The organism is Pseudomonas sp. F007, from assembly GCF_057814275.1.
In genome coordinates this window covers 59,282-72,123 of the sequence record NZ_JBVATA010000008.1, presented here as the reverse complement: position 1 = coordinate 72,123, position 12,842 = coordinate 59,282, and the positions used below count along the sequence as shown (strand labels likewise).

General features: G+C 64.8%; 10 protein-coding genes. 2 read left to right on the top strand and 8 right to left on the bottom strand.

Going from position 1 to position 12,842, the window contains the following annotated elements; genetic code table 11:
* Nucleotides 1-4: 4 nt before the first annotated feature.
* The 7 genes from ACZYR5_RS20520 to ACZYR5_RS20490 all read right to left on the bottom strand — a co-directional run bounded on the left by ACZYR5_RS20520 (nt 5) and on the right by ACZYR5_RS20490 (nt 9,455).
* A complete protein-coding gene (locus ACZYR5_RS20520) occupies nt 5-991 on the bottom strand; it encodes a WD40/YVTN/BNR-like repeat-containing protein (protein WP_489091271.1) in 987 nt (328 codons plus the stop codon).
* A gap of 476 nt (nt 992-1,467) precedes the next feature.
* Nucleotides 1,468-2,418, bottom strand: a complete 951-nt coding sequence (locus tag ACZYR5_RS20515; RefSeq protein ID WP_489091270.1) for a bifunctional OB-fold nucleic acid binding domain-containing protein/MaoC family dehydratase — start codon at nt 2,416-2,418, stop codon at nt 1,468-1,470.
* A 4-nt stretch (nt 2,419-2,422) separates the two neighbouring features.
* Nucleotides 2,423-3,634: a thiolase family protein gene (locus ACZYR5_RS20510; RefSeq protein WP_489091269.1), complete on the bottom strand. Its 1,212-nt coding sequence runs from the start codon at nt 3,632-3,634 to the stop codon at nt 2,423-2,425.
* An 84-nt stretch (nt 3,635-3,718) separates the two neighbouring features.
* Nucleotides 3,719-5,386 carry a DUF1302 domain-containing protein gene (locus ACZYR5_RS20505; RefSeq protein WP_489091268.1) on the bottom strand — a complete coding sequence of 556 codons (1,668 nt, stop codon included), beginning with the start codon at nt 5,384-5,386 and terminating at the stop codon, nt 3,719-3,721.
* 67 nt (nt 5,387-5,453) lie between these two features.
* Nucleotides 5,454-6,539, bottom strand: a complete 1,086-nt coding sequence (locus tag ACZYR5_RS20500; protein WP_489091267.1) for an MBL fold metallo-hydrolase — start codon at nt 6,537-6,539, stop codon at nt 5,454-5,456.
* Nucleotides 6,532-8,385 (bottom strand): long-chain-acyl-CoA synthetase, encoded by a 1,854-nt coding sequence (locus ACZYR5_RS20495; protein ID WP_489091266.1) that lies wholly within the window; start codon nt 8,383-8,385, stop codon nt 6,532-6,534. Before ACZYR5_RS20495 ends, ACZYR5_RS20500 begins: the two co-directional genes overlap by 8 nt.
* Nucleotides 8,385-9,455, bottom strand: coding sequence for an alkene reductase (locus ACZYR5_RS20490; RefSeq protein ID WP_489091265.1), 1,071 nt, complete (start codon nt 9,453-9,455; stop codon nt 8,385-8,387). Before ACZYR5_RS20490 ends, ACZYR5_RS20495 begins: the two co-directional genes overlap by 1 nt.
* A 232-nt stretch (nt 9,456-9,687) precedes the next feature.
* Here ACZYR5_RS20490 and ACZYR5_RS20485 point away from each other — a divergent pair, with 232 nt between their 5' ends.
* Nucleotides 9,688-11,016 carry a spinster family MFS transporter gene (locus ACZYR5_RS20485; RefSeq protein WP_489091264.1) on the top strand — a complete coding sequence of 443 codons (1,329 nt, stop codon included), beginning with the start codon at nt 9,688-9,690 and terminating at the stop codon, nt 11,014-11,016.
* A gap of 69 nt (nt 11,017-11,085) precedes the next feature.
* Nucleotides 11,086-11,520 (top strand): nuclear transport factor 2 family protein, encoded by a 435-nt coding sequence (locus ACZYR5_RS20480; protein WP_489091263.1) that lies wholly within the window; start codon nt 11,086-11,088, stop codon nt 11,518-11,520.
* Nucleotides 11,521-12,053: 533 nt separating this feature from the next.
* Here ACZYR5_RS20480 and cysQ read toward each other — a convergent pair.
* Nucleotides 12,054-12,833 (bottom strand): 3'(2'),5'-bisphosphate nucleotidase CysQ, encoded by a 780-nt coding sequence (gene cysQ, locus ACZYR5_RS20475; protein WP_489091262.1) that lies wholly within the window; start codon nt 12,831-12,833, stop codon nt 12,054-12,056.
* Nucleotides 12,834-12,842 lie beyond the last annotated feature (9 nt).

Below are 12,842 nucleotides of genomic sequence, written 5' to 3'. Positions count from 1 at the left end.
TCCTTCACTGGGTGGCCTGAGTAGCCACTCGGGCAGCCACGCTGCCACCTGTTCCCTGCAATACGCCGCGCTCACCGCCGACCAGCAGGCGCGAGCCCACCACCGTCACCGAGGTCAAGGTGCCGAGCCCGGCCAGGCGCTCGACACCCACCAGCGCACCTTTGGCGTTGAGTCGCACCACGGAACTGCCGGCGCCGACAATCACCAGGCCCGAGTGATCGGGCAGCAGTGCATGGCCGTACAGCGGCAGTTGGTTGCCGACATTGATTGGCGTCCAGCTGTCGCCAAAGTCGTGGCTGACGAAGACATGCCCGCGCATGCCGTAGGTCACCCAGTCAGTGGCACTCAGGCGCACGATGCCGAACAGCGAGCCGCTGTAGAACGCCGGCAACGTCTGCCAATGCTGGCCGGCGTCCGTGGTGCGCAAGACCAGGCCCTGTTCGCCCACCAGCATGCGTCGGCCATCGTCGCCACCGGCCATGCTGTTCAAGTGGGCGCTGTCGATGTCCAGGGGCAGCGCGGTCCAGCTTTGCCCGGCGTCCAGCGATTGGTAGAACTTGCCGAAACTGCCGAAGGCCATGACGTTGTCGCCACCGGCGCTCCAGATGCCCAGCAGTGGCTCGCCGAGGTCGCTGTCGTAGCGGATCTCGCGCCAACTGCTGCCGGCGTCTTCGGAACGCAGGATCCAGCCATCATGCCCGACCGCCAGCAAGCGCTTGGCGTCGAGGGCGACCACGGCGGTCAAGGTGGCGTTGCGTTGGGTGGCGACGCTGGCCGGCTGCCAACTGACACCCTGGTCGTCACTGAGCAGAATGCTGCCGCGCTCGCCCACCGCCACCACCCGTGCGCCGAGATTGAGCAGGCCATTGATCTGCACCCGATCCGGACGCATGGCCAACACTTCGGCCTGGGGCGGGGCTTTCGGGGAAAAGGTGTAGCCAATGGTCAGGGCGACCATCAGGCAGACGATGTAACCGATCACCGAGCGCATGGGCGACGCTCCTGTGCTGGGCACGCGTGCAGGGGGCAAGTCATAGGGCCAAATCCTCTTGTTCTTGTCAGGCGCCAGGGCAAGCGCTAGGGCATGCCTGTGCTGTGATAGTCGGCGCAAGGCCGGGGGGGCACATCGTCCAAATGGCTTATGCAAAGGGCGTGTGTCGGAATGGACCCGAAACCTGTAGGAGCTGGCTTGCCAGCGAAGAGGCCGGCACATTTAACAACTGCTTCGCCTGACACTCCGCCTTCGCTGCGATGCGGCGACCCGACAAGCCAGCTCCTACGGGGATCGCGGGCGGTCAGGGAATCCGGGGTGTACCCGGCTCCCCTGTAGGAGCGAGCTCGCTCGCGAAAAACGTCAACAATGGCGCGCGCTGTCTGAATGTACGCGGCGCCCTCAGGTTTTTTCGCTGGCAAGCCAGCTCCTACAGGGATTGGGGGCGGTTACAGAATCCGGGATAACCCGCAGGATCACGCGATATACAGGATCACCAGATCATTGATCACCGACGGCCGATCCTGCCCGACCACATGGATATTCAACTCCAGGGTCAGCTGGGTGCCCCGCGGCAGCACTTCAACTTTCTTCACCCGCGCCCGCGAGTGGATGCGCGAGCCGGCCGGCACTGGTGCCGGGAAGCGCAGGCGGTCGGAGCCGTAGTTGATCTGGGTGGTGAAGCCGCTGATCTCGAAACCCAGTGCCAGTTTCATCCGCGACTGCAGCACCTGTACCAGGGCGCCATGGGCGATGGTGCCGCCGAACGGGCTTTGCAGGCGTGCGCGTTCCGGGTCGGTGTGGATCCAGTAGTCATCCCCCGAGAGCTGGGCAAACGCATCGATCAGCGCCTGATCGACCACCACCACATTGCTCCAGTCGCTGTACTGCTCGCTGACCAACGCCTGCAACGCCGGGCCGTCATTCATATCGACCTGCCGCGCCGCCGACTGCTCGGCTGCCACCGGTGCCGGCTCGCTGTCCTGCCCCGACAGCGCTTCAAGACTGGCTGCATCCTGGTCCACCCCGGTAAAGCGCAACAGTCGATTGCCCTTGGCATCCACCTCGGCGAACACCGGCTGCAGCGCCATGCCGATCCTGATCTCATCCTCGTCGAGACCGACCAGGTTGGTATTGATCCGCACGCCCTCGGCCAACTCGACCACCGCCAGTTTCTGCGGCATCTCATCGATAAAGTCCGGCAAGGTGGCGATGCGCGTCACGGTGTAGCTGTAGAGCGTCGCAGTGCCGTCGACTTCGCGCCAGGCCAGGTCATGTTCCAGGCATTTGGGGCAATGCCGGCGCGGGTAGAAGTTCCAGTGATTGCAGGCATTGCATTGCTGGATCAACAGGCGGCGCGCCTTCAGGCCTTCCCAGAAGGGAGCGGAAATCTGCGTGGCGACCGGCATCGGTTTGTTGTTGGACATGTGCTTATGCTCCCTGAAGAATCAATGCGCCCTGCTCGCTCATCACGCCGCCGGTGCCGGAGACGTAGACGCTGTCGCAGCGACCCAATTGGCGTTCACCGGCGGTACCGGCGATCTGCGTCACCGCCTCGATCACCTGGCTCATGCCACCGGCCGAGGCCGACTGACCGAAACTCAATTGCCCGCCATGGGTGTTCATCGGGAAATCACCACGCCAGGTCAGGTCGTGCTCGCGAACGAACGCCATGCCCTCGCCCTTGCCGCAGAATCCGGCATCTTCCAGGGTCAGCAAGGTGGTGATGGTGTAGCAGTCGTAGATCTGCGCAGCATCCATGTCCCTGGGCTTGAGCCCGGCCATGGCAAAGGCCTGGCGCGAGGCCGGGCCAATCGGGGTGTTGAGCATGTCTTCGGCATAGGACGGCGACTTGAACGCCAGGTGCTCGCCGAACCCGGTAATAAAGGCCGGACGCTTGCGTGCCCGCGCCGCCACTTCCTTGCTGGTGATGATCAACGCGGCGCCGCCGGCCACCGGCATGACGATCTCGAGGACGTGCAGCGGATCGGCGACCATCTTGCTCGCCAGCACCTGCTCGATGGTCAGCGGCTGGCCGTAGAACATCGCCTGGGGGTTGGCCAGGGCATTGGTGCGCTGGTCGACGGCGATCTTCGCCATCGCCCGCTGGTCGTAGGCGTACTGCGCCGCGTAGCGCTGGGCGATCATCGCGTAACCGGTGTTCTGGCCCATGTGCCCGTACGGCAGGTCGAACTCCGCTTCGGGGGCGCCGAAGGCTGTGCTGTGCCCGCCAAAACGCATCGAGCGGGCCATCCAGCTCGGGTCTTCGTCGGGACCGAACGGCGCCATGCGCGCCGGAATCACACAGAGCACCGCCTGGCACAGACCCAGTTCGATCGCCGCAGCGGCACGCCAGACCATGCCCACTGAAGTGCAACCACCGAGGTCGACCACTTCGGCAAAGTTCAGGCGCAGGCCCAGGTATTCGGCGGCCATCGCCGGCACGAACACCGAGGCTTCGTGAAAGTGCGGGCCATTGATCACCAGCCCGTCGAGGTCCGAAGCCTTGAGCCCGGCATCACGCAGGGCCTGGGCCGCGAGGTCGGCGACCTGCTCGAGATGGAACATCTTCGGCGCGGTGGCGTACTTTTCCGGTTTGTATTGCGCGCTGCCGACAATGGCCGCGTGTCCTTTGAGTCCCATGGTGCCTCCCTGCCGCAGCGCCGGGCTGCGGCAATGACAGAATGATTGGAGGGCCCGCCAACGCAGCACGGGCCCGAAGGTCGATCAGAAGCTGTATTTCGCCGAGAAGGTGGCGTAGTCGCGGTCGGCGAAGGGACGCTTGATCGGGTCCGGTTCGCCGAGGTAGGCGATGTACTTGAGGCCCAGTTCCAGGTTACCCAGGTACTTGAAGGTGGTGCCGGCGCTCAGGCGGCGATCGCCGGCGACCCCGGCGATGCTGCCGCCCATGGGCGTGGCACCGCTGAACACGTTGGAAAAACTGAATGGCACTTCCAGGTCCCAGCCCTGGGCCACACCGGGATAGCTGAACGAGGCGCCGACGGTGTAGGCGCTGGAGGATTTGGTCTTCCAGCCACTGGGGGTGCTGAAGGTGTAGTCATCGGAAGGCGCCACCAGGCCGGCCACCGAGGGCAGCAGGTTGAGGCCCTGCAGATTCGGCGCCGCCGAGGTCGCCTCGACACTGTCCACCTGGGTGCGAATGATTTCGGCGGTCAGGGTGGTCTGGCTGGCCCATGGGCGGTCGCCGAGGATGCGCATCGCCGACATCTGCATTTGCTGGCCCTTGCCCTTGGCCGGCACCGCGCCGAGGCCGGTATTGACCATCACCGGCACGCCGTCGCGGTACGACCATTCGCCGCCGATCTGCACATCACCAATCTTGGTCGAGGCGCTGACACCGGTCAGCTTGATGTCTTCGAAGTACTTGATCCGATAGCCGTTGGACGCCAGGGCCAGCAGGCCACCACCGACCGGCAGCGGGTTGTAGCCGACCAGCGCAGTGGCCGGGTTCTTGTCGTGATAGTTGATGTGGAACAGCGACAGCTCGAGGGCCGGCACCGGACGATAGCGCACCTGCACGCCCCACTGGCCGCTGTCGCTCGGGTCATCGGTACCGCGATAGGCGATCTTCTGGCCGTTGGCGTAGATGAACTCGCGACCCGGGCCGACCACGTCGCTGCTCGACAGGTAGCTGCCCACCGGCGGCAGTTCGGTGCCCTTCCATTCGTACTGCACGTAGGCGCCGAAGGTCAGTTGCGGATTGAGGCGGAACGAGCCGGAGAACTGGCCCACCGGCAACAGCACTTCCTTGACCTCGACCCCGGGCTGCGCCGCCTTGACCGCGTCGGAAGGGTTCTGCACGCCGTTGACGCCCGGGTAATACAAACTCTCGCCCCAGGACTCGATGTGGCGGCCGGCCTTGACGTCGAGCATGGTGTCGTTGTCGAAACGCCAGCCGCTGAACACATAGGCATCCAGCAGACGGGTACGGCCACCGCTGTAGTAGCGGGTGTCGCTGGTGAACTCGTCGTTGCGCCCGGTCTTGTTCACCGTGGACGGCGAATCGTTGTCGTTTTCCTGGTGATAGACGTCGTCGTAGAAGGTACTGCCACGCACCACTGCACCGTAGTTGTCCTTGCGCAGGATCAGCTCGCCGAGGGCGCCGACACGGTTGGTGGTCAGCCCGCCCTGGTCGAAGTTGCGGTTGCCATCGTCAGCGTTGACCGACAGCAGCCGACGGCTTTGATCGGCGGTACGTACGCCGATGCCGTAGCTGGTGGTCACTGCCCAGTCCATGGTCAGGCCGTTGTCGAATTCAAGGGTGTCGCCGGCCCAGGTCGGGCTCGACGCCAGCGCCATGGCCGCCGCGATACCGCTGACCTGAAACACGCCTGAAACGATGACCCTGGAGTTATTTTTGTTGTTGTTGATCACACTGACTCTCCTCAACGGCAGCCGGGTGGCTGCCTGGACTGTTCAACACTGGCGCCGTGCAACCGGCTCAAAACACCTTGAGCGCAGAAGCCTTGCGCGCTCCCCTTACCGCGCACCGGTAGCGATAAAGCCCCCGGTCCTCCTCACGCTGCAGCGACCCTTCGGCCACCAGGTAGTTGGCATGGGCCAACGTTTCGCCAAGGGCCATCAGTTCGTCGAAACGCCCTGACAGCCTGGGAAACAACACGGCCATCAGCTCGAGCACGGTGCGCGGCTCGTCACAGCTGGCCAGCACTTGCGCCAGGTGGCCCTGGTGATGGGCCTCCAGTTGATCCAGGCGCTGATGCAGATTGAAAAACGGACGCTCATGGGCCGGCAGTACCAGCACGCTGTCGGGCAAGGCGCGCAGCTGCTCGATCGACTGCAGCCAGTCGCGCAGCGGGTCGGCCAGGGGTTCGGTGGCGTGCACGCCGACGGTCGAGGTGATACGCGGCAGCACCTGGTCGCCGGAGATCAGCAAGCCATCGGCGGCGGCATACAGGCAGGCATGCTCCGGCGAATGACCCCGGCCGATCACCACCTGCCAGGTGCGGCCACCGATCTGCAGCAGGCTGCCCTCTTGCAGGCGACGGAAATGATTGAGCGGCGCCGGCAGGAAATGCGCGTTGCTCATCACCGCGAACATCTCGCGGCTGTCCGCGTCGCTGACCCCGGCCTTGCGGTAGAAATCGAGAAAGTCCCAGCCCGGCGGCTGATCGGCGGGAAAGCGCACGTGCAGCGACTGGAACTCGCTGACGGTCATGTACACCGGGCACTGGAAACGCTCGCTGAGCCAGGCGGCGACGCCGGCATGGTCGGAATGAAAGTGCGTGCAGACCACCGCCCGTAGCGGCAGGCCGCCACAGACTTCCGTCAGCACCCGGTCCCAGACCTCCCGGCTCTGCTCGGTGTTCATCCCGGTGTCCACCGCCACCCAACCGTCGCCGTGGCGCAGCAGGTAGAGGTTGATGTGGTCGAGGCGAAACGGCAGCGGCATGCGCAGCCACCACACGCCCGGCGCGACCTCTCGTGCCTGGCCCGACGCCGGCGGCTGCACCCAGGGATAGCGCAGACCGTCGCGCAGTTCATGGCCGTTGGCGTCGAGCTCAGTCATCGCTAGTCACCGCGAAAGGCGCGAGGCCGGCACGGGCCAGGGCCTCTGCCGAGTACGGTACGTAGCTGCGCGCGGCTTCGTCGCGGATGAACAGTGGGTCGGCGCAACGGTTAGGGCAATAACCCTGGCGTTGCAGATCGACCTTGCGCAGCTTGAAGCTGGCGGTCAGGTCGGCGGCCTGGGTGACCCGCACGAACACCGGTGCGGCGTAGCGCGGCAGGCGGGCATCGGCCAGCTCGAACAGCGCCGCCGGATCGAACTCGCAGCCGGCCTGCATCAGCACCGCAGCCATGCCGGCACGGCCTTCCTGACCCGGCACCTGCACGCCGTAGACGTTAATCAGTTCCAGGCCCGGCAGATCGCCGAGGCCGTCGGCCACTTCCTGGGTCGAGACGTTCTCGCTTTTCCAGCGATAGGTGTCGCCGATGCGGTCGACGAAATAGCAGTAGCCGTCGGCATCCTGGCGCAGCAGATCGCCGGAACTCCAGTAGGCATCACCCTCGCGGAACACGTTGCGGCGGATCTTGCTTTCAGTGGCTTCGCTGCAGGTGTAGCCCTCGAAACGCCCGCCACCGATCTCTGGGTGATCGACAATAAAGCCCATGGCCTCGCCGACCTCGCCGACGTTGCAGACTTGATAGAAGCCGTGCTCGTCTCGCGGGTGGCAGTCGTTCTCGACGTCATAGCGCACCAGGCGAAGATTGGTCTTGTTCCAGTCCGGCACCCGTCCGCAGGAGCCGAAATAGTTGTCGACGTTGATCACCGCGGCGTTCGCCTCGGTGGCGCCCCAGCCTTCAAACACCTGGATCGGCCCGAAGCGCTCCAGCCAGCGCTGCCAGGTCTCCGGCGCGAGCCCGGCGCCGAGCATGCAACGTAGGCTGTGCTCGCGCTCGCCGTCGCGCACCGGCTGGTTGAGCAGATAGCGGCAGATCTCGCCGATGTACTGGAAGATGCTGATGCGATAGCGCGCCACATCGATCCAGAACTCGCGCACGCTGAACTTGCGCCGCACGACAATCGCCGCACCGGCACGCAGCGCGGTGGACGTCACCGAGGTAGCGGCGGCGCCGTGGTACAGCGGCAGGCAGCAATAGAACACGTCGTCCTGGGTGACATTGAGGGTCACGTGCATGACGTCACCCGAGGACATCCAGCGCATGTGGCTGTAGCGCGCCGCCTTGGGCAGGCCGGTGGTGCCCGAGGTAAAAATCAGCAGGGTCGGCGTTTGCGCTTCGATGTGCGCCCGAATTTCGCGCGGGAACGCCGTGCGCGGGGCTTGCGCAAGGCGGCTGTCGAAATGCCCGTCGACACCCTTGGGCAAAGCGCCGCTCCAGGGATTTTCACTGTCGCGAATCAGCCAGCACGGCAGCTGCGGCATGCCCTCGGTGGCCTGGATATTGGCCAGGCACTCTTCGCCCACCAGCAAGGCCTTGGCCTCGGTGGTCTGCAGCGCATGCAGCAACGGCTTGCCGCTGACCTGGGTGTTGATGAACGCCACCACCACCCCGAGCTTGACCAGGCCGAACCAGCTGCAGAAAAACTCGGGACGGTTTTCCATGGCCAGGGCGCAGACATCACCAGCGCGCAGGCCGTTGGCGTAGAAGGTGTGAGCCATCTGATTGGCCCGCGCATCGACCTCGGCGTAGCTCAGGGTCTGCTCGCCGTAGATCAGCAGGGGCCGCTCGCCCTGCTCCAGGGCCTGTTGTTCGAGGCGATCGGCCAGGGTGTAGAGGTCGCGGGGCTTGATCAGCCCGGCGGCGGCCGAGCGCTGGTCGAGCAACGCCTGAGTGTGTTCGCGCGGGACCGGATGACTCACCAGGCCGATGGGTAATTGCTGCTGGTTCATTACGCACGCTCCTGGCTGACGGGGTAGTCCGAGTAGCCGGCGGCGCCCGGGGTGTACAGGGTCTTGCGATCGAAGCGGCTGAGCGCCAGGCCATGGCGCAGGCGCTCCACCAGGTCCGGGTTGGCAATAAAGTGACGACCGAACGACACGGCAGCCCCCTCGCCCGACGCGAGGGCGGCGCTGGCCGAAGGACCGTCGAAACCGTCATTCAGAATCAGTTGTTGCGGGCTGTGCTGACGCGCCAGGGCAAAGGCATCGAGGCCCTCCAGCGGCGAACGCATGATGTGCAGGTAGGCCAGGGGCAAGTGCGCCACTGCCTGACACAAGGCTGCAGCCGTGGCGGCCGGGTCCTGGTCGTCGATGTCGTTGTAGGGGTTGCCCGGGCACTGGCGAAAGCCCACGCGTCCGGCACCGATGGCGCTGGCCATGGCCTCGATCACGTGCTGGGCAAAGCGCACCCGGCCCTGGGCATCGCCGCCATATTCATCGTTGCGCTGATTGCTGCCCGAGGCCATGAACTGCATCGGCAGGTAGCCGCTGGTGCAGTGCAACTCGACCCCGTCGAAACCGGCCAGGCGTGCGTTCAAAGCGGCCTGGCGATAGTCCTCGATGACCTCTTGGATGCCCTGCAGGCTCAACGCCTCGGGCTCGTCGGTATCCACCAGGCCGTGGCTGTCGCTGAACACCTGGGTCCGTGCGCGCAGTGCCGACGGCGCCACAGTGGCCGCGCCTTGCGGTTTGTTGTGGCGGCTGGCGGCACGGCCGACGTGCATCAGTTGCAGGACAATGCTCCCGCCCTCGGCGTGCACCGCGTCCGTCACCCGTTGCCAGCCGGCCATCTGTTCGACGCTGTAGATCGCCGGCGTGCGGCAGTAGCCCAGGCCACTGGCGGAGGGCGCGGTGCCCTCGGCGACGATCAACCCGGCGCTAGCGCGCTGGCGGTAGTACTCGACCATGTCGCTGCCGGGAACGGCATCGGCCAGGGCCCGGCTGCGGGTCATGGGCGCCATGACAATGCGGTTGGCCAGTTGCAGCTCACCCAGGGTGACCGGCTCGAACAAGACGCTCATTGCAATTCCTCAGCTTCTTATTGTTTGCAGGCTGTCGTGGACTCGCCACGCCAGCGAAGATGAGCGCAATGATTGACGCTGGGCAGACACGAAACATCGTCCGACAAGACTAGGTCGGCTATGGTGTCGGGCGGTTGGCCCCACCTGCCGAAAATGGTCTGAATGGACGATGAAAATAAACCGCAGGCGACCGAGCATCGCGACCACCAGAACAAGAACCGGAGCACCCGCAGTGAACCAATCCCCCCCCGTGACATGGCGCACGCACTACGCGTTGTTCGTGCTCGCCAGCATCTATGTGTTCAATTACATCGACCGCCAGTTGATGGCGATCCTGATCGAGCCGGTGAAGCTTGAATTCGGTATTTCCGACACCGGTATCGGCCTGCTGTCGGGGGTGACGTTCGCGGTGTTCTATACCGTCTTCGGTTTCCCGCTGGGGCGCCTGTCGGATCGGGTCGGGCGCAAGCCGGTGATCGCCTTCAGCTGCATCGCCTGGAGCCTGATGACCATGCTCTGCGGCATGGCCGGCAACTTCCTGACCCTGCTGCTGGCGCGCATCGGCGTGGCGGTTGGCGAGGCCGGCGGCACGGCGCCGTCGGTGGCGATGGTCTCGGACCTGTACCCGGCCAACCGCCGCTCCACGGCGCTGGCGTTCCTGATGCTCGGCTCCAGCCTGGGAGCGATTGTCGGCCTCGGCCTCGGTGGCTGGATCGCCCAGCACCACGGTTGGCGCTACGCCTTCTTGCTGATCGGCGCGCCGGGGATTTTCCTTGGCTTGCTGCTGTTGCTGACGGTGCGCGCACCCAAGACGGTGGTGCCGGTGAGCAATTCGGTGGCGGCTGGGGACGGCTGGCTGGCGACCCTGGTCGAGCTGTTTCGCATGCCCTCGTTCATCTGGCTGGTGCTCACCGGCGGCGCGGCGGCGATTGCCGGCTACGCCATCGGCACCTGGAGCCCGAGCTTTCTGATCCGCTCCCACGGCCTCAACCTGCAGCAGGCCGGCTTTCTGGTGGGTGTGGTCGGTGGCACCGGCTCGACCATCGGCACCCTGGTCTGCGGCGTACTCACCGACCGCATGGCCCGGCGCGATGCCGGCTGGCAGATCGGCGTACCGCTGCTGGGCACGCTGATCAGCATTCCGTTCGCCCTCGCCTACTTCCTCTGGCCCCAGGGCACGGCGTTCTATATCGGCAGCACCGCGGTGCCGCAAGCTTTCCTGTTCTACAGCGCCTTCGGCTTCTTCGGCGTGTGGTGGGCGACACCGTGCCTGAGCGCGATCACCCACCTGTTCCCGGCGACCCGCCTGGCCCAGGCCACGGCGATTTTCGTGATGGCCATGACCTTGCTCGGCGTCGGCGTCGGCCCGCTGTTCGTCGGCATGCTCAGCGACTTCTTCGTTCCGACCCTGGGCAGTGAATCGTTGCGCTATGCCCTGGCGGCCTCAGTGTCGATGCTGGTGCTGGCCAGCGTGTTCCTGGCCCTGGCGCTGCCGCGTTATCGGCAGCAGATCAGGCAGCCTGCGGCGCTGGTCAACGCCCACGCCAGCGTCACTGCCTGATCGATCTTCCAAGCCATCGCGCCGCTGCCACCTGCCCGGGTCGCAGCGGCTTTTTTATGAGGTGACTTCATGAACAACAACGCCATTGAGCTGTGCAATCTGCTGTACCGCTATGCCGACTACCTGGACAGCGGCCAACTGGTCGCCGCGGCCGAGCTGTTCCGCCATGCGCGGATCAAGTTGCACAACCATGACGGGTTTATCGACCACCAGGCCCTGCTGGGGATCTGGCAGCAGCGCCTGAAGCTGTATCCCTGCGGCACACCGCGCAGCAAGCACATCATCAGCAACCCGATCATCGAGATTGACCAGGCGGGACAAACGGCAACCGTGCGTTCGTCGTACACGGTGCTGCAGGCCACTGACAGCCTGCCGCTGCAGATTATTGCGGCCGGCCGCTATGTGGATGAGTTCGAGTGTGTGGACGGGATCTGGCGCTTCAGTTTCCGTGATTATTCACACCTGGAAATGAGCGGGGACCTGAGTGGGCATCTGTCCCGGTAAAACCTGGATGGCGCTCCGCTGCTCGGGATGGTTGCCCAGACACCGAGTACACCCAGATAACCCGCGTAATCGTTGACGTTTTTCGCGAGCAGGCTCGCTCCTACAGGGATCGTGCAAGCATCACGGAATCTGTGACCGACACAATCCCCACTGTAGGAGCGAGCCCGCTCGCGATGGTCGCCCAGACACCGCGTACATCCAGACAATCCGCGTTATCGTTGACGTTTTTCGCCAGCAAGCTGGCTCCTACAGGGGGTTGTGCATGCCCCGCAGAACCTGTGACCGACCCAAAAACCACTGTAGGAGCGAGCCTGCTCGCGATGGTTGCCCAGACACCGCGTACACCCAGACAATCCGCGTTGTCGTTGACGTTTTTCGCCAGCAAGCTGGCTCCTACAGGGGGTTGTGCAAGCACCACAGAATCTGCGAGCGACCCAAACCCACTGTAGGAGCCGGCTTGCCGGCGAAGGCGTTGCCCCTGACGTACCGAGGCGTCTGGTTCGCTGCGATGCGGCGTCCCGACAAGCCAGCGCCTACAGCTCCTGCAAATACAAGCCATGCGCATAAAAATGCGGGTTATCCAGCCCAGCCTTGCCATAACCCAGCACCTCACCCTCCAGGGTGCGAATCTGTCCTCCGGCCGCGAGCAACACCCCGTGCCCGGCGGCAATATCCCACTCCATGGTACGCCCGAGGCGCGGATACAGGTCCGCTTCGCCGCACGCCACCAGGCAGATTTTCAGCGATGAGCCGGCACTTTTCAGTGAGCGTACCTTGCGCCCGCCGAGGAATTTATCCAGTGCCTCGGCATCGCCATGGGAACGGCTGGCGACCACGTCCAGGCCCTCTGCCGACACGGTGCGGCAATGGATGGGCTGGCGTTGCCCGGCCTGTTCGATAAAGGCGCCACAGCCTCGGGCACCGGCGAACAAGCGCTGCAGCGCTGGCGCCAGCACCACCCCCAGCACCGGCTCGGCGTTATCGATCAGGGCGATATTGACGGTGAACTCGCCATTGCGCTTGATGAACTCGCGGGTGCCGTCCAACGGGTCCACCAGCCAGAAACGCCGGCCGACTTCAGGCACTTGGCCGGCCGCGGCGGCCTCCTCGGAAATCACCGGAATCATCGGCGTGATCTGCGCCAGCGCCTGCAGGATCAACGCCTCGGCCCGCTCATCGGCCTCGGTTACCGGCGAGGCATCGAGCTTGCCGCGCACCGCGAAATCCGAACCGTAGACCTCCATCACCAACTCGCCCGCCTGGCGAGCAATCGCGATGACCTGTTCCAGCAGCACACTCATTGACTCATTCATCAAACCTCT